23 protein-coding genes are annotated in these 22763 nt (G+C 35.0%); 7 read left to right on the plus strand and 16 right to left on the minus strand.

The genetic code is table 11. From position 1 onward, the window contains the following. Nucleotides 1-9 precede the first annotated feature (9 nt). The 12 genes from ftsY to IEW94_RS09760 all read right to left on the minus strand — a co-directional run bounded on the left by ftsY (nt 10) and on the right by IEW94_RS09760 (nt 8549). Entirely contained in the window at nt 10-963 is a 954-nt protein-coding gene (gene ftsY, locus IEW94_RS09705) for a signal recognition particle-docking protein FtsY (RefSeq protein ID WP_188652450.1), read from the minus strand. Between the two features lie 244 nt (nt 964-1207). Further along, nucleotides 1208-1360, minus strand: a complete 153-nt coding sequence (locus IEW94_RS09710) for a DUF4295 domain-containing protein (protein ID WP_166965661.1) — start codon at nt 1358-1360, stop codon at nt 1208-1210. A 37-nt stretch (nt 1361-1397) separates the two neighbouring features. Continuing rightward, the gene (gene rpmG, locus IEW94_RS09715) at nt 1398-1580 is read right to left on the minus strand and encodes a 50S ribosomal protein L33 (protein ID WP_099574372.1); all 183 of its coding nucleotides are present in this window, start codon (nt 1578-1580) and stop codon (nt 1398-1400) included. Nucleotides 1581-1605: 25 nt separating this feature from the next. After that, nucleotides 1606-1842, minus strand: coding sequence for a 50S ribosomal protein L28 (rpmB, locus tag IEW94_RS09720; RefSeq protein WP_188652451.1), 237 nt, complete (start codon nt 1840-1842; stop codon nt 1606-1608). Between the two features lie 82 nt (nt 1843-1924). Further along, nucleotides 1925-3175 carry a competence/damage-inducible protein A gene (locus tag IEW94_RS09725; RefSeq protein ID WP_188652453.1) on the minus strand — a complete coding sequence of 417 codons (1251 nt, stop codon included), beginning with the start codon at nt 3173-3175 and terminating at the stop codon, nt 1925-1927. Beyond that, nucleotides 3175-3516: an Hpt domain-containing protein gene (locus IEW94_RS09730; protein WP_188652455.1), complete on the minus strand. Its 342-nt coding sequence runs from the start codon at nt 3514-3516 to the stop codon at nt 3175-3177. The genes IEW94_RS09725 and IEW94_RS09730 overlap by 1 nt, the downstream gene beginning before the upstream one ends. After that, nucleotides 3517-4128 carry a fumarylacetoacetate hydrolase family protein gene (locus tag IEW94_RS09735; protein ID WP_188652457.1) on the minus strand — a complete coding sequence of 204 codons (612 nt, stop codon included), beginning with the start codon at nt 4126-4128 and terminating at the stop codon, nt 3517-3519. A 2-nt stretch (nt 4129-4130) separates the two neighbouring features. Beyond that, on the minus strand, nt 4131-4907 hold the full coding sequence (locus tag IEW94_RS09740) for a 3'-5' exonuclease (RefSeq protein WP_188652459.1): 777 nt from the start codon (nt 4905-4907) through the stop codon (nt 4131-4133). Between the two features lie 33 nt (nt 4908-4940). Beyond that, nucleotides 4941-6269: a dihydrolipoamide acetyltransferase family protein gene (locus IEW94_RS09745; RefSeq protein WP_188652461.1), complete on the minus strand. Its 1329-nt coding sequence runs from the start codon at nt 6267-6269 to the stop codon at nt 4941-4943. Nucleotides 6270-6355: 86 nt separating this feature from the next. After that, nucleotides 6356-7462 carry a glycosyltransferase family 2 protein gene (locus IEW94_RS09750; protein WP_188652462.1) on the minus strand — a complete coding sequence of 369 codons (1107 nt, stop codon included), beginning with the start codon at nt 7460-7462 and terminating at the stop codon, nt 6356-6358. Between the two features lie 13 nt (nt 7463-7475). Then, a complete protein-coding gene (recR, locus tag IEW94_RS09755) occupies nt 7476-8093 on the minus strand; it encodes a recombination mediator RecR (protein WP_188652465.1) in 618 nt (205 codons plus the stop codon). A gap of 93 nt (nt 8094-8186) precedes the next feature. Then, on the minus strand, nt 8187-8549 hold the full coding sequence (locus IEW94_RS09760) for a CoA-binding protein (protein WP_188652467.1): 363 nt from the start codon (nt 8547-8549) through the stop codon (nt 8187-8189). Between the two features lie 119 nt (nt 8550-8668). Between IEW94_RS09760 and IEW94_RS09765 the strand changes: the two genes are divergently transcribed. After that, nucleotides 8669-11152, plus strand: a complete 2484-nt coding sequence (locus IEW94_RS09765; protein ID WP_188652469.1) for a TonB-dependent receptor — start codon at nt 8669-8671, stop codon at nt 11150-11152. Nucleotides 11153-11651: 499 nt separating this feature from the next. Here IEW94_RS09765 and IEW94_RS09770 read toward each other — a convergent pair whose 3' ends face one another. Further along, entirely contained in the window at nt 11652-12656 is a 1005-nt protein-coding gene (locus IEW94_RS09770; protein ID WP_188652472.1) for a 3-oxoacyl-ACP synthase III family protein, read from the minus strand. A 181-nt stretch (nt 12657-12837) separates the two neighbouring features. On the opposite strand from IEW94_RS09770, the gene htpG reads away from it, so the two are divergent. The 4 genes from htpG to IEW94_RS09790 all read left to right on the plus strand — a co-directional run bounded on the left by htpG (nt 12838) and on the right by IEW94_RS09790 (nt 19528). After that, nucleotides 12838-14748, plus strand: coding sequence for a molecular chaperone HtpG (htpG, locus tag IEW94_RS09775; RefSeq protein ID WP_188652474.1), 1911 nt, complete (start codon nt 12838-12840; stop codon nt 14746-14748). A 248-nt stretch (nt 14749-14996) separates the two neighbouring features. Then, a complete protein-coding gene (locus tag IEW94_RS09780) occupies nt 14997-17147 on the plus strand; it encodes a LamG-like jellyroll fold domain-containing protein (RefSeq protein WP_188652476.1) in 2151 nt (716 codons plus the stop codon). Between the two features lie 116 nt (nt 17148-17263). Further along, entirely contained in the window at nt 17264-18178 is a 915-nt protein-coding gene (locus IEW94_RS09785) for a carbon-nitrogen hydrolase family protein (RefSeq protein WP_188652478.1), read from the plus strand. 111 nt (nt 18179-18289) lie between these two features. Then, a complete protein-coding gene (locus IEW94_RS09790; RefSeq protein ID WP_188652480.1) occupies nt 18290-19528 on the plus strand; it encodes a DEAD/DEAH box helicase in 1239 nt (412 codons plus the stop codon). Between the two features lie 30 nt (nt 19529-19558). Here the strand turns inward: IEW94_RS09790 and IEW94_RS09795 are convergent, their stop codons facing one another. Then, entirely contained in the window at nt 19559-19987 is a 429-nt protein-coding gene (locus tag IEW94_RS09795; protein WP_188652482.1) for a hypothetical protein, read from the minus strand. Beyond that, entirely contained in the window at nt 19977-20558 is a 582-nt protein-coding gene (locus tag IEW94_RS09800; RefSeq protein ID WP_188652484.1) for an RNA polymerase sigma factor, read from the minus strand. The genes IEW94_RS09795 and IEW94_RS09800 overlap by 11 nt, the downstream gene beginning before the upstream one ends. 140 nt (nt 20559-20698) lie before the next feature. On the opposite strand from IEW94_RS09800, the gene IEW94_RS09805 reads away from it, so the two are divergent. Then, a complete protein-coding gene (locus IEW94_RS09805; protein ID WP_188652486.1) occupies nt 20699-21046 on the plus strand; it encodes a DUF6249 domain-containing protein in 348 nt (115 codons plus the stop codon). A gap of 51 nt (nt 21047-21097) precedes the next feature. Here IEW94_RS09805 and IEW94_RS09810 read toward each other — a convergent pair whose 3' ends face one another. Further along, a complete protein-coding gene (locus IEW94_RS09810) occupies nt 21098-21763 on the minus strand; it encodes a M15 family metallopeptidase (protein ID WP_188652488.1) in 666 nt (221 codons plus the stop codon). An 80-nt stretch (nt 21764-21843) separates the two neighbouring features. Here IEW94_RS09810 and IEW94_RS09815 point away from each other — a divergent pair, with 80 nt between their 5' ends. Then, entirely contained in the window at nt 21844-22434 is a 591-nt protein-coding gene (locus IEW94_RS09815) for an alpha-ketoglutarate-dependent dioxygenase AlkB family protein (protein ID WP_188652490.1), read from the plus strand. The last annotated feature ends 329 nt before the right edge of the window (nt 22435-22763 follow it).

A 22763-nucleotide genomic window follows, 5' to 3' on the forward strand; every position in this document is an offset into this window, starting at 1 on the left:
GCAGGAATATTATTTAAAAAACGAATCCACAAATTCATATTTGTTAAACACCTGCAGGTGTTCAATACCCTCTCCAATTCCTATATATTTAACTGGAATTTTAAATTGGTCTGATATGCCAATCACCACACCACCTTTGGCAGTTCCATCAAGTTTAGTCACTGCTAATGAAGTAACCTCAGTAGCGGCTGTAAACTGTTTGGCCTGCTCAAAAGCGTTTTGACCTGTAGAACCATCCAAAACCAATAACACATCATGCGGTGCATCACCCACTACCTTTTGCATAACGCGTTTTACTTTTGTCAACTCATTCATTAAATTGACTTTATTATGCAAACGCCCAGCTGTGTCTATTATCACAACGTCGGCATTTTGGGTGACCGCGCTTTTAAGCGTATCAAAAGCCACAGATGCGGGGTCACTACCCATGGATTGTTTTACCAATGGCACATCCACTCTATCAGCCCATACCTGTAATTGGTCTATGGCTGCGGCCCTAAAAGTATCAGCGGCACCAAGAACCACTTTAAGACCTTGTTTTTTGAATTGATAAGCTAGCTTACCTATGGTGGTTGTTTTGCCGACACCATTCACACCTACCACCATGATGACATAAGGTTTTTTATCATTAGGAATGGTAAACTCCGTTTCCTCACCACTGTTGGTTTCACTTAATAGTCCTGCAATTTCTTCACGAAGGATTTGGTTTAATTCATCAGTGCCCAAATATTTATCTTTGGAGACACGTTCTTCTATGCGTTCTATGATTTTTAGGGTTGTGTTGACACCGACATCACTGGAAACCAAAATTTCTTCAAGATTATCAAGTACCTCATCATCAACTTTTGATTTACCGGCTACAGCTTTACTGAGCTTGCCGAAAAATGTGGTCTTGGTTTTTTCAAGGCCTTTGTCAAGGGTTTCCTTTTTTTCTGTGGAGAATATTTTTTTAAAAAAACTCATGTTATTTTATAGTTTGTTGGTTTTTGCGTTAAGGATTGAGCAATGTGCCTGAGCTCTTTAAATTTTTTGAAAATTTAAAAGCGAGTTGCGAAAGCCTGACCCTTGTGGTAACGCCCAAATTTTAAATACCAATTTTCTTGCCCTAATGCTGTTACTGAAAAATTGTCATTAAAACGGCATGTAAATATAAAACAAAAGCCACTTTATATAAAGTGGCTTTTAAATATTATATAAAAAGTAATGCTTATTTCTTATTCAAGAAATCGTTTACTAGTTCTGGTGCCATAATAGATTCAACAAACATGTAAGCTCCTGTTTTTGGAGACTTCACCATTTTTATTGCTTTTGATAATCTTTTTGATCCTGTTTGTAATGATGCTACTGATTTCTTTGCCATGATTCAATGCGTTTTGAAGTATCTAAAAACTCCTTAATTATTTAATTTCTTTGTGAACGGTCATACGCTTTAAGATGGGATTGAATTTTTTAATCTCCATTCTTTCTGGCGTATTCTTTTTGTTTTTAGTTGTAATGTATCTTGAAGTTCCTGGTTGTCCAGACTCTTTGTGCTCAGTACACTCTAAAATCACTTGTATTCTGTTACCTTTCTTTGCCATTTCTTTTACTTATTAAATACAGCTATTATTTTAAAAACCCTTTTGATTTAGCTTCTTTTATAGCTGCAGAAATACCTATTTTGTTTATAGTTTTTAAAGCAGATGTAGAAACTTTTAAAGTTACCCAGCTATCCTCTTCTGGAATGTAAAAACGTTTCTTAACTAAGTTCGCGTTAAATTTGCGTTTAGTTCTGTTTAATGCATGAGACACGTTGTTTCCAACCATTGCCTTCTTTCCTGTAAGCTCACAAACTCTTGACATTATTTTCTGACTTTAAATTTTTGTTGTTTAAAAACGAGGTGCAAATATACAAAATCTTTAATTTATGACAATCTAATTTTTATCAATTTTTAAAAATTTCTTTCAATAGCATTTCAAAGGCTTTGTTTACCGCTTTATTTATAACTTTTGAACGGTGGTTTCCCAACATGAATTTTTCTGAATAGACACCATTTCTGGTTGCTATGGCTATAAAAACCGTTCCTATTTCTGCATCAGAATCGCCTTTTGTTGGCCCCGCATTACCAGTGGTAGCAATTGCAAAATCTGAGTTGAACATACCTAGAACATGTTTGGCCATCGCTTCAGCAACTTGGGCACTGACCACCGAATAAGTTTCAACAACTTCTTTTGGAATGCCCAAAACATCAATTTTTGATTCTGTTGCATAGCTTACCACACTGCCCTTAAAGTAGTTGGATGCCCCTGGATGGCTTGTAAAGCGTTCGGCTACTTTGCCGCCGGTACAGCTTTCTGCAACGGCTACCGTTTGCTTTAACTTGGTGAGTTGTTTGGCAACGATGGATTCTACATCACCATTTTCATCTTCAAAACCGTAAAACTCATCTTTAATCAAAGGCAAAACAGCATCAATTTGTTTTTGAACCTCTGCTTGTATTTTTTCCTTATCAAATCCTTTTGCCGATAATCGTAATCTTACTCGACCTAAATCTGGTAAATAAGCCAATTTTACAATAGCTGGCAACGCATCTTCCCACGATTCAATTCTTGCAGCCAAAGTACTTTCTCCTAAACCATAAACCATCAACGTTTTATGAATGATAAATGGTAGATGGAAACGTTCCGTTAATTTTGGTATTACTTCATTTTGAATGAGAGCTTTCATTTCAAAAGGGACGCCCGGCAATGAAATAAACACTTTGTTATTGTTCTCTATCCACATACCTGGCGCGGTACCAATGGTGTTCATCAACACCGTTGCCTTTGATGGCACCAGAGCTTGGTCTTTATTGACTTGTAAAAGGGTTTGCCTGACGTATTGTTTCCAGATGGATTCTATGTTTTTTAGAACAGATTCATCTAGAACAAGGGTATCGTTAAAATAGTCGGCTATGGTTTTCTTGGTGATATCATCTTTGGTTGGCCCCAATCCACCGGTAATAATAATGACATCCACATTCTGTTCGGCATCTTTAAACGCTTTTAAAATATGGTTTCTATCATCTTGGACAGAAGTGATTTGGTATACGGATATGCCAATTTTGTTCAGTTCTTTAGCTATAAAAGCTGAATTGGTATCAATGACTTGCCCTATAAGAAGCTCGTCTCCAATAGTGATAATCTCAGCAAGCATTATAGATTAAAATCTGATCTGATTTCATTGGTAGCAGCTTCTACCGCTGTTATGACAATGTTCAACTGATTGGTTATATCCATATCACGTTTTTCAAACTTGCCCCAATCTTGCACTTCAATCAATGTATCTAAAACACCCAATTCAAACAAATCAACCGTTGGTTTCATTTTATGGGCAGCTTGATAGGCATTATAATAATCTTTTTCTGCGACGGCTTTTTTAAGTCGTTCGGCGTCTACGGGGACTTCCTCTAAAAAGGCTTCAGCCAATGATGCTACAAAATCTTCATCATTATCGGCCAATTCTCTTACTCTAAATAATTTATAATGCTGTTCCATTTATTTTACTGTTATTGAAAACATTTCCTTGTTTTCTATAAATCCTTTAAGTTTGTCGTTTGCAAATACTTTGCCTACTCCTGACGGAGTTCCCGTAAAGATAATATCTCCTATCTTTAAAGTGAAATATTTTGACACATATTCTATTAATTCATCAATTTTCCAAAGCATGTGGCTAGTATTTCCATTTTGAACAATTTTATCGTTCTTTTTTAAAGAAAATTCAATGGCATTAACATCGGCTATCTCTTTTACAGGTATCCAATTGCCTATTACAGCCGAACCGTCAAAAGCCTTGGCTTTTTCCCATGGCAATCCTTTTTCCTTTAATTTGCTTTGTAAATCACGAGCCGTAAAGTCTATACCCAAGCCAATCTCATTATAATATTTATGAGCGAATTTTTTATCAATGTGTTTTCCAACCCGATTGATCTTGACCAAAACTTCAACTTCATAATGGACGTCATTTGAGAAATCAGGAATAAAAAACGGCTGCTTTTTGACTAAAATAGCGGTGTCAGGTTTTAAAAATATAACCGGATCTGTTGGTTTTTCATTTTTAAGTTCCTCAATATGTTCGGTGTAATTTCTACCTATACAAATGAGCTTCATTGTTAACCCAATTTATTATTAAAGTTTCTCAACTTAATGGCGGTCAGTACTTTTTTTGTGTACAATGGAAAATCTGCATTGAGCAACCACCCAAAATAACCAGGTTCTGCTTCCAAAACTTCGGTCACTGACTTCCCTTTATGCTTTCCAAACGAAAAGCACTCTTCTCCCTTTTTATTGTAGGCAATAAATCCGGCAAAATCAGCAAACTTTTTTCGCGAACTGAAATCTGCCAAAAACTTGGTGTCATTTTCAATATCGTCGTATTTTTGAATTTGTGCTTTTAACACTTCAAAAGTAGCCTTGGTATCTGCCTCTGCACCATGCGCCCCTTCTAATTCTTTATTGCAATAAAATTGATAGGCCGCACTCAACGTGCGTTGTTCCATTTTATGGAAAATGGTTTGCACGTCAATGGCCACTCTATTTTTCATATCAAAATCAACCTCCGCCCTTAACATTTCTTCTGCTAAAAGCGGAATATCAAATCTGTTGGAATTAAACCCGCCCAAATCAGAATCCTTAATCATGTTATGAATCTCTTTCGCAATTTCTTTAAACGTCGGTTTGTCTGCCACATCTTCATCTGTTATACCGTGAATAGCGGTAACTTCCTTAGGAATTGGCATTTCTGGATTTACCAACCAAGTTTTGTTTTCCTCTTTTCCGTCTGGAAACACTTTTAAGATGGCTATTTCCACAATACGATCTTTGGAAATATTGACGCCTGTTGTTTCAAGATCAAAAAAACAAATGGGTTTGGTAAGATTAAGATTCATGAACGATTGTCTTTTGCTATTGTCTTTTATGTTTTAAATTTCCCTATTTACATCCCAAGCCTCCAAGTAATCTTTTACCGCTTTTACAAACTGGCCGCCCAGTGCGCCATTGACCACACGATGGTCATAAGAATGGGATAAGAACATTTTATAACGAATGCCTATAAAATCACCTTCAGGTGTTTCAATGACCGCTGGCACCTTTCTGATAGCTCCAAGCGCTAGGATACCAACTTGGGGCTGGTTGATGATAGGCGTTCCCATGATACTTCCAAAGGTTCCAACATTGGTGACCGTATAAGTACCGCCTTGAATTTCATCTGGTTTCAGCTTATTGGCTCTTGCCCTATTAGCCAAATCATTGACCTGCTTGGCCATACCCACTAAATTAAGTTGGTCTGCGTTTTTAATAACAGGTACAATTAAATTGCCATCTGCCAAAGAAGCAGCCATCCCTAAATTGATATTTTTCTTTTTGATAATAGAATCTCCTTGAACTGAAATATTCATCATAGGAAAGTCACGCAAAGCCTTGGCCACGGCTTCCATAAAAATGGGCGTAAACGTCAAGCTTTCGCCTTCGCGTTTCGCAAAAGCATCCTTAACCTTATTTCTCCAGTTCCATATTTTAGTAACATCGGCCTCAATAAAGCTTTGAACGTGGGCTGATGTTTGAACCGACTCAACCATGTGATGTGCAATGAGTTTGCCCATTCTGGTCATTTCAATGATCTCGTCATTTCCATTTGAAACCACGGGCGCTTTTTCAGATTTCTGACTTTGAGTAACTATAACAGATTGAACAGGCTCGTTATAGACGGGCTCTGGTTTCGATTCGGTTTTATTTGCACTTTTTTTGTCGATATACTCCAGAATATCATTTTTGGTCACACGACCATCTTTTCCTGTTCCTTCAATAGAATCTAATTCTGCTTGTGAAATACCTTCTTGTTTGGCTATGTTTTTTACCAGTGGTGAATAAAAACGGTCTTCGCTTGAAACAATTGGGGCAACAGTTTCTTGCGCTTGGGTCACCGATTGTTCAACTTGCGAAACAACGTCTTGCGGCACATTTTCTGTAACCTCTGGTTTTGCTTCTGAAGACACATTAGATTCTTCTTCATCTGTTTCAATGACCGCTAAAACTTGCCCTACCTGAACCACGTCATCTACATTGAAAAACTTTTCAACTAACACACCATCCACTTCACTTGGCACTTCACTATCAACCTTGTCTGTGGCAATTTCCAAAACCGCTTCATCCAATTCAATAGTATCTCCAACCTCTTTTAACCATGATGTGATTGTTGCCTCTGCAACACTCTCTCCCATTTTTGGTAACTTAAGCTCAAATCTTGCCATATCTATAATGTAATACTCGTTTTTTTATTTCCGTTTGCAAAATTAATGAAAAAACATCGGTTTGATTAAACTATTTATAACAAATACTAGTCAAAATTCAATATTTCACCTCTAGCAATTGCATTGTCACTTCCAATTATAAAATTAGAATTTTTCGGTAATATCTTAAAAGTTATCGATTTATCTTGATGTGTGCTTTCTATTAAATCAATGATTTTTTTATAGGATAACACATTAGCATCAAAAATAATCTCGGTGTTTTTTAAAACCAATTTCGTATCCAAATCAGGTTTCAATTCCACTTCTTTATTCAAAACAGTCTCTAATTTAGGGTTTAATTTGTTTGAAACAAAAAGATATCCATCTACTGTTTTGTTTTTGGATACCGGTGTTCTTCTGAACAAATATACCAACCGTATTCCCAACCAAACCATTAAATTAAAAAAGTGATTCTTTTTAAAGTGCTTTTTGTAAAATATTTGCATGGCTCCGTAAAACCGTTTAGCATAAAATTTATCCCGCAACGTACTCTCACCTTTATAATGTATGATTGTGGTTTCGCCAAAATAATAATTTACAAAACCGGCTTTTAAAACTTTATATGACAAATCTATGTCTTCACCATACATGAAATAATCTTCATCAAAGCCATCAACACTGGCGTAAACCGCTCGTTTCATAAACATAAACGCCCCAACCAAAACAGACACTTTCCCCGTTTCATTCTCACCCAAATGTGTTGCGTAATAATCTTCAGGGTTTCCTGAAAGTTTTTTGACTGCGGCCCTTACAAATGGGATTTTACGCTTGCTCTCAGGCAGATAATCACCATGACCGTTAATTAATTTGCAGCCTACTATACCCAAATTGTCCTTGTCTTCAGAAAATTGCAAAAGCTTTTCAAAGCAATCTTCTGGCAAAACGGTGTCTGGGTTCAAGACACATATATACTCACCTTTAGCTTTGGAAACACCAATATTATTACCTTTTGAAAATCCAAAATTTTCTTTGTTTTCAATAAGAATAACATCCGGAAAGCAGTCTTTTACCATTTGACAACTGGCATCTTCAGAATTGTTGTCAACCACTATGATTTCAGCATCTATATTTTTAATGGCTTCATTTACACTCTTTAGGCATAATTCTAAAAAGTAACGAACATTATAGTTTAAGATTATTACTGAAAGTTTCAAATGAGAGATTGGATTAAAGTTTTAAAGTGGCTTCAAAAGGTATTCTGTTGACAATGCTTCTCCCCAGAGTAATTTCATCAGCGTACTCCAGCTCATCACCAACCGAAATTCCTCTGGCAATAGTTGATACATTTATCTTATAATCTTGTATTTGCTTAAAAATATAAAAATTGGTGGTGTCACCTTCCATGGTTGAGCTCAATGCAAAAATAAGTTCGTTAACTATACCGGCCTTGACTTTATCTACTAAGGATTGAATATTTAAATCATGGGGGCCAATACCATCCATAGGTGAAATTTTCCCTCCCAAGACATGATACAATCCTTTAAAAGAACTGGTATTTTCAATGGCCATCACATCTCTGACATCCTCAACAACGCATATAATAGTTTCGTCCCTATTTGGGTTTGAACAAATTTCGCAAAGATCTACGTCACTAATATTATAACACGACTTACAAAATTTAATGTCATTTCGCATGCTTTGCAAGGCGTTTGACAAAGACATGATTTGCTCCTTTGGCTGTTTTAACATGTGCAAAACCAAACGCAATGCCGTTCGTTTTCCAATACCCGGAAGTTGAGACATTTCATTAACGGCGCGCTCTAATAATTTTGAAGAAAATTCCATCGGGACGAATTTACAATTTTAAAATAAATTGGTTGAATCCCCTGTAATTTATTTTTGTCCTGTTCTTCCATGAAAAAACAATGAAAAGCAAATTTAATATTGATTTGTGGACAATAGCACCAACGAACAGGCCACTTCAAAAAATATATTATGTTTTTTTAAAATTTCATAAAATTCGGGGTTTTCTGTTCCTGGATTGAATATAACCCGTTTGGGCTTTAAAGACACCACATAATCATAGTACATGCTTTGTTTTTTTGGATTGACATATAGCGTTACGGTGTGCAAATCTTTATAAGGCAATAAATCTGTGTCAATTGGTATTCCAGCAACCTCTCCTTGCTTTAAACCAAAGGCTACAACCTCAAAACATTGATTAACAAGCTTCCTGATTACAAAATTAGAATATCGTTCAGGTTTTAAAGAGGCACCTAAAACCAAAGTCTTTTTGTTCATTTGTTAAAATCTTGTTAAGGGTTATGAAAAAAGTAACATTATACAAAATTAGTCGTCTGCTATGTAAGAACCTAATCAGTTCTTTTTAATTATTAACCAAACAATTCATCAATTAAAAAATGAAAAAACTCATGCTTGCATGCGCCATACTTTTATGCGCAATTTCAAATGCTCAACCTTTAAACAACGATGCCCGTAAGGGTTCTATTTCTGGAAAAATCATTGATGCTTCACTAAACGAGCCACTGCCTTACGTAAACGTTGTTATCAAAGACACAAACAATGAAACCATAACTGGCGGGATTACCCAAGATGACGGAACCTTTAACATTTCAAAAATTCCAGAAGGAAAGGTTTTGGTAATCATTCAATATATCGGTTTTAAAACCATAACAAAAACTGTTACCATTGGAGAAAACAATTATAATATTGACCTTGGAAATATTCTGCTTGAAGAAAATGTTTCAAATCTGGACGAGGTCACGGTAGTGGCCGAAGTATCTACCATTCAGCAAAAAGTGGATAGAAAAGTCATTACCGTTGGTAAGGATTTAACAACTTCAGGTGCAACGGCATCAGATATTATGAACAACATACCATCGGTTAATGTTGATCAACAAACAGGCAATATTAGTTTACGCGGGAATGAAAATGTGCGTGTTATGGTAGATGGAAAATTATCCAATGTACCTATTGCCCAATTGCTAAAACAAATTCCATCAACATCTATAAAAAGTATAGAACTAATTACAAATCCTTCTGCAAAATACAACCCAGAAGGCATGAGCGGTATTATCAATATTATCCTTCATAAAAATACCAATATTGGTTTTAATGGTAACTTAAATGTAGGGTTGACCAAAGAAATCAATGCGCGTTTTAACAGTTCCATTGATTTGAATTACCGCAACGGAAAGTTCAACCTTTACGGAAACTATGGCAATAACATTGGTAACTCTGCCAATTACGGCACCGTAGATCGTTTAGATGACAACTCTAAACAGCTTTTTGACTTTGGAAACAATAACAAATCCCATCTATATAAAGCTGGCATTGATTTTTATATGAACGATAACAATACCTTATCATTCTTCACCAATCAAAACAAATATGATGGAAAAGGGAGTGGCTCAGCAGCTATTCAATATATCAATCAGCCTTTACAACTTCAATTGTTCAACAATGTAAACGGCAATTTATCATCACAATACAATGGTGTGTTTAACCATAAGTTTGCAAAAGAGGGCGAAACATTGGACTTTGAGTTAGATTACAGCAAATTTAATCAAGATGAAGTGGCCAATTTTGATTTCTACAATATTGCATTCCCACCAAACTACACGGATTTTGTTTACACCAAAAGAAATCAGACTGTTGCTAATATAGATTATGTTAATCCACTTTCAGAAAAAACCAAACTAGAAGCTGGTTTGGAAGCCAGATTGTTTGAAACCAATATTGACTATAGTTCAACGGGTTTATCTGTAAACGAAAACCAAGATAATATTGCCAATAATGGTGATGAATTCATACCAACTCCAAGTACAGATTTCACCTATAAACGTGATATTTACTCAGCGTATGCAACATTCAGTCGATCATTTGACAAATGGAGTTATCAAATTGGAGCCAGAGCCGAAACGGTTGCCGAAGATGCTAACGCAATAAGAACACTTGAAACCTCAACCGAAGCTACACCATTTAAAAATGATTATTTCCAAATATATCCGTCCGCATTTTTCACGTATTCCCCTTCTGATAAAAACTCGTACCAAGCAAGTTTTAGTCGTCGTGTAGACAGACCAGGCTTAGAACAGGTAAACCCCATACGGGAATGGAGCACACCCTTAATATCTTCTTACGGAAACACAGAATTGCAACCACAGTTCACAAACTCCATGGAACTTAATTACACCCGTAAACTTGAAAAAGGAAGCATTACAGCAGGCGTATTTTATAGGATAATTGAAGACGAAATAAATCGTGCTTTATTTATAGATCGCTTGGATTTAAACAAAAGCATTTTAAGCTTTGACAATTTTGATAATACAACTGCCTATGGTTTGGAATTGAATTCTAATTATAGACCAACTAACTGGTGGAATTTCAACGCAAGCTTTGATTTGTATTCCAGAAAACAAAAGGGGATTGCTGAGTCTTTGACCGTCCCTATTGAAACAGCAACAGTAGATGACATTTTAGTGTCAACCATTGAAGCCAATAATGTCGTTTGGAATTTTAGGGCTTTCAACAACTTTAAAGTGACAAAAAAACTAAACCTATCACTATTTGCCATGTACAGAGGCGAAGAAAAAGGCCTGCAAATTACCAGAAAACCAATGTTTATGGTAAATACAGGCTTAAGATACAGTTTCTTGGAAGACAACAGAGCAACATTCAGTTTTAACTACAGTGACATTTTTAATACCATGAAATTTAAATTTGAAGGTGACAAACCATTTCCTTCAAAAGGACAATTTAATTGGGAAAGCAACACTTGGAACATTGCTTTATCTTACCGTTTTGGCGGTGGAAAATATAGAGCTTTACAACGCAAAAACAGAGACAGCAATGAAAAATCCGGTGGTGGCGGGTTTTTGTAAAAACTATTTAATAGCCTGCATAATAGTTGATGGTTAGTGTCATGCTTGGTTATTAAATACCAAACCCCAAGCAAATTTCTGCTTGGGGTTTAATTTTAAAATTGTGTGTAAACTACTGGCTCACAAATGTTAAAGTGTGTTAAAAATAATTGTTTATGCAATAATATTTAAAATTTAACGTTTTAAATACAATACAGTCTATTCAGCGTTATTTATAATTATTTTAGAATTAGTCAGCTTCATATAATACAAAAAACAACGAATAGATTGTAATATTCCTAACCCCCTAAAAAAAATAGCTTTAAAAAACCAAAATCAGTTGATTTTGGTTTTTTGTTCTACATAAATGTTAATTGAAAGTTAAAAATATATCCTTATGCAATAAATTTTGACTTATTGCGTCTTATAGGTTGAGATACTTCTTTTTAAATGTTAGTTTAGTTAGAGTTGATTAATAGCTGAAAAAAGCTGAAACTTTAAAGTTTCAGCTTTTTTTTATTTACCATTTAATGATGATACTACCCCACGTAAAGCCGCTTCCAAAGGCCGCCAAAACCACATGATTGCCCTCTTTTATTCTACCTTCTTCCCAGGCTTCGGTTAAAGCTATTATTACTGAAGCCGCAGTTGTATTTCCATATTTCATGATATTGTTAAAAACCTGATCGTCATTTAAACCAAATTTCTTTTGGATGAATTGGGCTATTCTTAAATTCGCTTGATGTGGTATCAACATATCAATGTCTTCTTTTTTGAGATTGTTTTTTGCCAAACCTTCCATAATAACTTCACTGAATCTCACAACGGCATGTTTAAAAACAAAGGTTCCGTCCATATAGGGGAAATAGGATAGGTCTTCATCTCCAGCTTCTATAATTTCTGGTACCCAATGTGCAATACTGGGCGAGGCTACAATTAATTTATCTGCATATTTGCCTTCACTATGTAAATGCGTTGACAAAATTCCTCTGGTGGTATCTTCTTCCCTAGAGAGCACACATGCCCCAGCTCCATCACCAAAAATAACGGTAACACCTCGTCCTCTAGTTGTTTTATCCAATCCGTTGCTATGGTATTCGGCACCAATGACCAAAATGTTTTTATACATACCTGTTTTGATGAATTGGTCTGCTACAGATAACGCGTACACAAACCCAGAACACTGGTTTCTTACGTCCAAAGCTCCTATAGTTGGCATATCCAGTAAATCCTGGATTTGCACCCCGCAACCTGGAAAATAATAATCGGGGCTTAAGGTAGCAAACACGATAAAATCAATATCGTCTTTTGTCAATCCCGCGCGTTCTATGGCTATTTTTGCAGCTTTTGCACCCATAACTGCAGAGGTATCATCAGTTCCTTCCTTAATCCATCGGCGTTCCTTAATGCCTGTACGTTCTTGAATCCATTCATCACTGGTGTCCATCATTTTGGACAAATCGTGATTGGTCACCACATTATCAGGAAGATATTTACCTAAGCCTATAATCTTTGAGTTGTACATAATGCGTTTAATTTGTTTAAGCAAAGTACAAAATTTAAACTTTAAAATGCAATGATTAAAAACAGCATTCATCAATTTTGGATTTTTTACAAATTGTGCCAGTTTGTCACTTTTTTATACTTGGTACTTTTTTTGTCTATCTCACTGTCATAGTAACAAACACAATAAAAACATATATAACATGACAAAAGGAAATATTAATGTATCAGTTGAAAATATTTTTCCACTTATCAAAAAGTTCCTGTATAGCGATCACGAGATTTTTTTACGTGAGTTAATCAGTAATGCCACAGATGCTACTCTAAAATTAAAACACCTGTCAACTTTAGGCGATGCCAAAGTGGAATATGGCAATCCAAAGATTGAGGTTAAAGTGGATAAGAAAGGAAAAAAACTTCACGTTATTGACCAAGGAATTGGTATGACCGCTGAAGAAGTGGAAAAATACATTAACCAAATTGCCTTTTCTGGTGCCGAAGAGTTTTTGGACAAGTATAAAGACTCAGCCAAGGATTCAGGTATTATTGGTCATTTTGGTCTTGGTTTTTATTCGGCTTTTATGGTGGCTAAAAAAGTGGAAATCATCACCAAATCATATACAGATGCACCAGCTGCCCATTGGACCTGCGATGGAAGTCCTGAATTTAGTCTTACTGAAGCTAAAAAAACAGATAGAGGTACCGAAATTATTCTTCACATTGATGATGAGTCCAAAGAATTCTTGGAAGAATCAAAAATACGTGAGCTGCTTTTAAAGTATAACAAGTTTATGCCTATTCCCATTAAATTTGGAACTAAGGAAATAAACGATCCGGACTTTGAGCCTAAAACCATTACTGACAAAGATGGTAAAGAAACCAAAGAACCCCACAAAAAAATAACCGTTGATAACATTATCAACAACCCAACTCCAGCTTGGACCAAACAACCAACAGATTTAAAAGATGAGGATTACAAAGATTTCTACAGAGAATTGTACCCTATGCAATTTGAAGAACCGTTGTTCCATATTCATTTAAATGTAGACTATCCGTTCAATCTAACAGGAATCTTGTATTTCCCTAAAATGACTGGGGAACTAAATATCCAAAGGGATAAAATACAGTTGTACCAAAACCAAGTTTTTGTCACCGACAATGTAGAAGGTATTGTGCCAGAATTCTTGACCATGCTCCGTGGTGTGATTGACTCACCTGACATTCCACTGAATGTGTCCAGAAGTTATTTACAAGCCGATGGAGCCGTTAAGAAAATCTCTTCTTATATCACCCGTAAAGTAGCCGATAAATTAAAATCGTTGTTCAACAACAACCGTGAGGATTTTGAAGCAAAATGGAATGATATTAAAATCGTGATTGAATACGGTATGCTTTCCGAAGAAAAATTCTTTGAAAAAGCCGATGCCTTTGCGCTATACCCCTCAGTTGATGGTAAATATTACACCTATGATGAGCTTTATAATAAAATCAAAGCCAATCAAACAGATAAAGATGACAAATTAGTAATCCTTTATGCGTCAGATAAAGATGCACAGCATAGTTATATTGAAGCCGCCAAGGCAAAAGGCTATGAAGTATTGTTGTTGGATTCTCCTATTGTGTCTCACTTAATGCAAAAACTGGAAACCTCAAAAGAGAAAATTTCTTTTGCCCGTGTAGATGCTGACCATATTGATAAACTAATCAAAAAAGAAGACACTACCATTTCAAAACTGTCAGAAGAACAGACCAAAGAATTGGATGAGTTGTTGAAAGAATTAATTCCTTCAGAAAAATTTTCTGTACAACTTGAAGCTATGGATAGTGATGCCTCTCCTTTTATGATTACACAACCAGAATTTATGCGCCGTATGAAGGAAATGCAGGCAACAGGTGGCGGCGGTATGTTTGGCATGGGTAATTTCCCAGATATGTACAATTTGGTGGTCAATACAAATTCTGAATTGGTGAGTGAAATTTTAAACACTAAGACCAAGAAGAAACAAGAACGCTTAATAAACCAAAGTCTCGATTTAGCAAGACTATCACAAGGTTTGTTAAAAGGTGAAGAATTGACCAACTTTATCAAACGTAGTTATGAAATGATAAAGTAAGAAGATTTTTGTTCTGTGTTTTATAAAAAATACAGATAACAAAAACGAACTTACAAAATTATTCAGCGAAGCTAAATGTTAAAATAAGTTGATGCGCTGATGGTATTCAGCAACCTATTATAAATCAAAAAACCACCTTGAATTCAAGGTGGTTTTTTTTATGATTCGCATGACTTTTGTCATAGTTTCCTACTAGTATATAAATTAAATTTAGGATTAGTCTATTAATCTCTCAAACCTCATTCCCAATGAAAACAAAATTACTTTTAGCAGTAGTGATCTTAAGTGTCCATTTCACCTTTTCTCAAAATTTAGTAGCTTACTATTCATTTAACGGAAACTCCAATGATGAAAGCGGAAATGCAAATAATGGCACCGTTAGTGGTGCCACTTTAACACCTGACAGATTTGGAAATACAGATGGTGCTTACAGCTTCAATGGAACGAATAACTATATACAATGTCTATCTCCAGGGCCAATAGGGTCATCTCCAAGAACCATAAGTTTCTGGGCAAAAACCAACTTGCTTCCTTCAGTACATTCAAATGTTGTCTTATCGTACGGAGGTGATGCAGGAAGCTTTAATTATGGAGACAGAATAGAAATTAGTTTAAATTCTTACAATAGATATGGCTTGGTCTTAAGCCTTGGCGGCTCTGTTTTAATTAGAGAATTTGACAACAGCGATAATAATTGGCATTTTTATACCATTGCTTTTGAAGGAGGTTCAGGAAAACACATTTCAGATTTTAAGATGTATGCCGATGGGAACCTTTTAACCAATACTACCTATTTGACAGGAAACACATACGAGATCAACACATCGAGCAATTATCCTATCCTAATTGGCAATCTAACAGGTAGTTACCGCTATTTTAATGGCTCAATTGATGATATGAAAGTCTATGACAAAGCGTTGACCGAAACCGAAATACAAAGTGAGTTTGAAAATCTCTTGGCCTACTATCCCTTTAACGGCAATGCCAACGACTTGAGTGGCAACGGCCACAATGGCTCTGTTTTTGAAGCCAGCCTTACCTTAGATAAAGACGGAAACCCAGATAGCGCCTATTTGTTTGATGGCGTAAATGATTACATTGATATTGGAGATTGGACTAATGGTGGCGCTATATCTTTTACATTTTGGGCTCGCTGGGATGCATTTAATAGCTACTCCAGAATTGTTGATTTAGGAAATGGCTCATCAAGCAATAATATCATTGTTGGTAATTATCAAACACAAAACAGTTTATTCTTTTCAGCATATAATGGGGCAACTGAAACTAAAATGTGGACACCTACCATTACATTAGGTCAATGGGATTTTTATACTACAACAGTTGATGCCAACGGTATCATGACAATTTACAAAAATGGGATACAAATTGATCAAAGAACAGATGGGTTTACCCCAAATTATTTACTAAGAACAGAACAGTTTATAGGAAAAAGCAACTTTACGGCAGATAAATATTTTAAAGGAGCTATTGATGAGCTTATGATTTATAACAAAACCCTTACAATTGATGAAATAGGAAAATTGTATAATAATAACCTCATTGCTTATTATCCTTTCAATGGCAATGCCAATGACGAAAGTGGGTATGGCAACCATGGAACCGTAAATGGGGCAACCTTAACAAATGATAGATTTGGCAATCCAGATAGTGCCTATAGCTTTGATGGTTCAAATGACATTATTACTGTAGCTCATAACGAAATTTTGAATATTAGTAATGAATTATCCATTTCGGTTTGGGTTAAGCCAAGTTCCCAACAAAACGCCATGATTTTGGGAAAATCAAATTATGTAAGTGCCACAAATTACTTACTTAGAACCAAATCAACTGGTTATTTAGCGTTTGAATATAAAGAGTTTGCTAATTCCAATAGTTTGCCTCTCATAGTAGATTCCTGGAATCATATTGCTGTTGTTTCCCGTTCAGATAATTCAAAACAAATATACATCAATGGAAAACTTGCAACCCATACATCTGCCGTAAGTCCTTATGGATTAGTAACAAATGCACTAACCATTGGCGCAAGAACAGGTGCCGAATATTTTGATGGTAGCATTGATGACCTCAGAATGTATAAATCTGCTCTTTCAGAATCAGATGTATTAAATCTTTACAATAACAATGCATTAAACATTTTAGATCAACATAAATCAAACAATTACTTTTATATCTATAACAACAGTCTCCACTTTAAAGAGAATCAAAATCTATCTGAAATTAAAGAAATATCCATTTACAACCTTTTAGCACAAACCGTTTTTGAGTCTAGCACAATTCAAAAAGAAACATCTTTAAACTTTTTGCAACAAGGAATCTATATTTTAAAAGTTAAATTTAACAATGGTGGTATTGGAACAAAAAAAGTAATAATACAATAAATTTTAACCACTTAGCTTTAAAAACTACCTTGCTTTTGTAAGGTGGTTTTCTTTCGACTTATAAAAAATTCATAACTTAATCGGCTCTATTATATTTTTTGTTAAATATTTAAACCATGAAAAATATTATAAAAGTAGCCGCTGCCCAAATTGCTCCCGTTTTTTTAGATAAAGAAAAAACAATCGATAAAGCCTGTGAGGCTATTGCAGAAGCTGGCAAAAAAGGTGCCAAACTAATTGTGTTTCCAGAAGCTTTTATTTCAGGATATCCAGATTGGGTTTGGCTCATTCCTAATAGTAAAGGTGCAGAACTTAATGACCTATACATCCAACTTGTTGAGAATGCTATTTCAGTTCCAGATGAAAGTACCAATAAACTTTGTAAAGCAGCTAAGTCCGCTAAAATAAACGTGGCAATAGGAATGCATGAAAGAAATTCTGAAACCAGTAATACCAGCCTTTATAATAGCATACTGTTTATTGATGAACAAGGCGTGATAATGGGAAAACACCGAAAATTGATTCCAACAGGCGGTGAACGCCTTATCTGGACTCAAGGTGATGGAAGTACGTTAAAGTCATACAGTACTTCTGCAGGAAAAATAGCTGGACTGATTTGTTGGGAAAACTTTATGCCATTGGCAAGACATGCCATTTATGAATTAGGAACCCAAATCTTGATTTCGCCAACTTGGGATAAAAGTCCCAACTGGCTACAAACCATGCAACATGTTGCAAGAGAAGGCGGCTTGTTTGTCATTAGTTGTTGCATGCCTCTAAAAATGAAAGATATCCCAGATGATTTTGCGTTTAAAAAACTATATCCTAAAGATAGGGAATGGATCAATGTTGGCAATAGCTGCATCATAGCTCCAAACGGAAAATTCCTTGAAGGCCCTCTTGAAGCTGAAGAAGGAATTTTATATGCTGATATTGATCTTAAACAAATAATAGCAGCCAAACGTATGTTTGATGCCGTTGGTCATTATTCCAGACCAGACGTGTTTGAGTTTAACTTAAAAAACAGATAATTAAACAAGCATTAAATTATTATTAACTTGTTTTTATACCAAGCTTTTTAAAATCACTTCCTTAAATCAAAGCAACTGATTTTAAACTATCTTTGCCCCAAACAATGTTACATGTCATTTAAAGACTTAAAACTTAACAAGCCTATTTTAAGAGCGGTTGCTGAAGCGGGTTATGAAAACCCAACCTTGGTTCAGGAAAAAACCATTCCGTTGGTTTTGGCCAAAAAAGATATTGTAGTGTCTGCCCAAACTGGCACCGGAAAAACCGCTGCCTTTGCCTTACCCATTTTACAATTGCTTTTTGACAAGCAAGACGCTTCAAAACGCGGTAAAAAAATACGAGCATTGGTAGTAAGCCCAACACGGGAATTGGCTTTACAAATTGAAGAGAATTTTAAAACCTACAGCACCTACACCAATCTAAGAAGTACGGTAATTTTTGGTGGTACGTCCATAGAACCTCAAATAGATGTCTTAAAAAAAGGTATTGATATTTTAATCGCTACACCAGGGCGTTTATTGGATTTACATAAACAGGACATTGTTAATTTAGATTACATTGAAACCTTGGTGCTGGACGAAGCCGATTTAATGTTGGACATGGGCTTTATTGACGATGTCAAAAAGATAGAACGCTTGTGCCCTGCCGACAAACAAACCTTGCTGTTTTCTGCAACCATTCCGTTTAAGGTTGAGCAACTGGCCAATACCATTTTAAAATTACCAGAACGCGTGGAAGTATCGCCGAATTCATCCACATCAAAAAACGTCAATCAGGTATTGTATTATGTTCCCAAGCGCAATAAAATTGAATTGTGTTTACACTTATTGCGAAATACCATAAAAGGAAGCATCCTTATTTTTAGGCGTACAAAATTTGGAGTTGACAAACTGGAACAAACACTTTTAAAAAATGGTTACAAAGTTGAGACCATTCATGGTGATAAAGCCCAAAATTTAAGACAAGAATCACTTAAAAAGTTTAAAAACGGTTATGTCAATATTTTAATTGCCACAGATGTTGCTGCACGAGGTATTGACATTGACGAACTAGATGCCGTTATTAATTTTGATTTACCCAATGTACCCGAAACCTATGTACATAGAATTGGCAGAACGGCACGAGCCGGTAATTCCGGAACTTCTTATTCGTTCTGTTCGGCTGATGAGAAACCGTATGTGGCCAGTATTCAAAAATTAATCAATTTGCAGATTGATGTTGATGATACACATCCCTATCCGTTAGACCCAAAAGCTAAAAAAGAAACCCATAGAACACCTGGCAAAAGCAAGCATAAAAAAGGCAGAAAAAGCGAAGCCTCAAAAAAGAAAAAAAAGCGTTGGTATTAAATGAATTACAGATTTTCATTTTGCCAAACTTTAAACTTTATATCTCTGGTTTAAGTAGTGCTTTAAAAATGGGATTTGTATACAAACCATAAGACCCAAAAGCATCAATGCATAGCCAAATGTTTTAGGAATGGATACACTTGGAGCCTTAAGATTAGAAAGCGTATCGGTTATTTTATTATTGCTAAGAATACTAAAATCTATAGTATCCATAAAACCTGAGGATTCTGTTTTAACTCCAAATATGATATAACAAGTTATAGCTATAATACCTAGTGAAATAAGAACCCAACCTTTTTTAGAAATCAACGGTTTATAAACTGTTGCTTTACTGGAACTCAAAGCTAAAACTTGGTCCATAACCTTGTTAGTAAAATCAAATGAAGGTGTCTCCAAAGACGTTTCCTTCATCATTTTATCTACTAATTTTTCTATGTGCTTATCGGTATTATGATCCATAGTGTTGAATTATTTCGGGTTCTAATCGCTCTTTTAAAATAGTGGCTAACTTTTTTCGGATTCTAAACAGCTTAACCTTTACATTATTTTCTGTTAAATTGACAACTTTTGCAATTTCTTCCAAAGATTCTTCTTCAAAATAAAACAAAGTCAGTAAAAAAGCATCATCACTTGGCAACAGTTTGATACAATCTTGAATGGCCTGCTTACGTTCTTCAGCTTCCATGTCATCCAGTGCATTATCCATATTTTTAATTTGATTCAAATTAAATTCATCAATTGATTCTATATGCTGTTCGCGTTTATGCTTTTTTAACCGGTCCAAACAAGTATTATAAGTTACTTTATATATCCATGTTGAGAATTTAGAATCCCCTTTAAATTGTCGCAATGATTTAAACACCTTTACAAAAGTGTCTTGTGCCACTTCTTCTGCCTCTTCCTTGTTTTTAACCATCCGTAATGCCAATGAAAACACTAAATCCTTATAGCGGTCAACCAAAGTGCTAAACGCATTGGTATGGCCTTCAATAATTAAATTGATATAATATTGGTCTTCGTTGGTGGTCATTTGATAGTAAGACGATTAAAATTTGTTTTAGGTTACAATACATTTAAAAATTATTTTGCTAAAAACTGTAACCTAAATGAAAAAGGCGTCGTCATAAGCTATGAACACATTAAAAATAATCAATTTAAAAACAGAAAGTTATGGGATCAGAATTTATTATTATGCCACTTTTTATTGCTGCTGTATTTGGAATATTTTATTTATACTTTTCAACACGCAATAAAGAACGCTTGGCCCTTATAGAGAAAGGTGCCGATGCCAGTATTTTTATGAAAGGAAAAGGTCATACCGCACCTATTTGGAAAGTGGTAATCTTAAACCTTGCCTTATTACTAATGGGTATTGGATTGGGCGTTTTTATTGCCTCCCTTTTGGCTAGTTATACAACCTTGGATGAGGATGCAGTTTATCCAGCAGTTATTTTCTTTATGGCTGGTGTTGGCTTATTTATAGGTTTCAATATGACCAAAAACCTTGAAAAGGAATAAACCCATCAATCAAAAAACATTAAAAACCTGCTTTTAGTAAAAGCAGGTTTTTTACTTTATGGGGAAATCAAAATAAGTATCAGGAAAGGGTTCATTATTTAAAGTGAAATGCCACCACTCTCTTGGATAATTTCTAAATCCGTGTTTTAACATAACCTGTTGCAACAACTGTCTGTTTATTTTCTGTTTCTCTGTAATTCCATCGTAGTCCACCCAAGATTGGTGTCCAAAAAAATCATACGGACTTCCCATATCCAAAGGCTTATATGTATTTCCGTCGATAATGGTTAAATCAACAGTACTACCTCTACTATGTCCCGAACGAGCGGCAATATACTCTTCTTTAAATAAGTCTTTCTTGTCAACATTTGGATAAAATATATGTTTGTTAATGGTATCATTTAAATCCTTGGCCCAAACTATAAAATGATTCACGGCACGTTGTGGGCGGTAACCGTCATAAACTTTTAAACAAAGATTTTGTTGTTCTAATTCTTCTTGAACTTGTTTTAATGCAGTGGCAGCCTCTTCGGTTAAAATAAGAGTATTGGACTGATATCCGTCAATAATCTTACCCACAAAATTATAACTGGTATGGTATCGCAATTCAACATTCATATCGGGAACAATCTCCTCTACATGCACAAATCCTTCTGGTAACTGCGGAAAAACCGCGGACCACATTAAACAAAACAACCATACAATATTAAATTTCATATCCAACCCAATTTATGCTAATTTAGAGAAATTAATTTTTAACAAGAGGCTATTCTTAACTTTTAAAATGAAAGTTCAATATGATTAGAGAGGTTATTGATTTATATATGAAAGATGCCGAAGTATGTTATTACCCTCATTTTTTTAGTGCAAATGAGGCTGATTACTATTTTAAAAAACTTTTAAATACCATTGATTGGCAGCAAGATACCATAACCGTTTTTGGAAAAACCTATTTACAACCAAGATTGACTGCGTTGCATGCAAACAATAAAAATCCTTACTCTTATTCAAACATTACCATGCACCCCAAAACTTTTACAAAAGAGCTCACAGACATAAAAAGTGCTATTGAAAATGAGGTCAAGGCCAATTTCACAACTTGTTTGGCCAACTTATATCGAAACGGTCAAGACAGCAACGGCTGGCATGCAGATGATGAAAAAGAATTAGGCAAAAAACCCGTTATAGCTTCTGTTACCTTTGGATCAGAACGCATTTTTCATTTTAAACACAAACAAGATCCCAGCCACAAGGTAAAACTTGTTTTGAAACACGGCAGTCTTTTATTAATGAAAGGAGATACTCAAAAACATTGGCTACATCAGTTGCCAAAAACCAAAAAAGATATCGGAGAACGAATTAATTTAACCTTTAGAATTATTGCATAAAAAAACCGAGATCCCTCAATCTCGGTTTCTTCTCAATTTGCTTTTTTTATTACGAAGATAGATTTAGGGTCTCTATATCTACTCATAACGCAAATATTAATTAATTAATCCATTGAACTAAAAAGTATGTTATTTAGTACACTTCAAAAGTAAAATTATATTTCAATATGAACGACAAAAAGTATATTATTTCGATGAAATACATTTAATTTTAACATTTATAGATTAAATTATTTATTTTATCGACGAAATGCACATCTTAAGTAATGTCTTTTTAAATTAAAAGAGCAAGATGGTCATAAAATTTTAATATATTTTTATGACAAAAA

The organism is Yeosuana aromativorans (assembly GCF_014646655.1).
In the GTDB taxonomy this organism is placed as follows: Bacteria; Bacteroidota; Bacteroidia; order Flavobacteriales; family Flavobacteriaceae; genus Yeosuana; species Yeosuana aromativorans.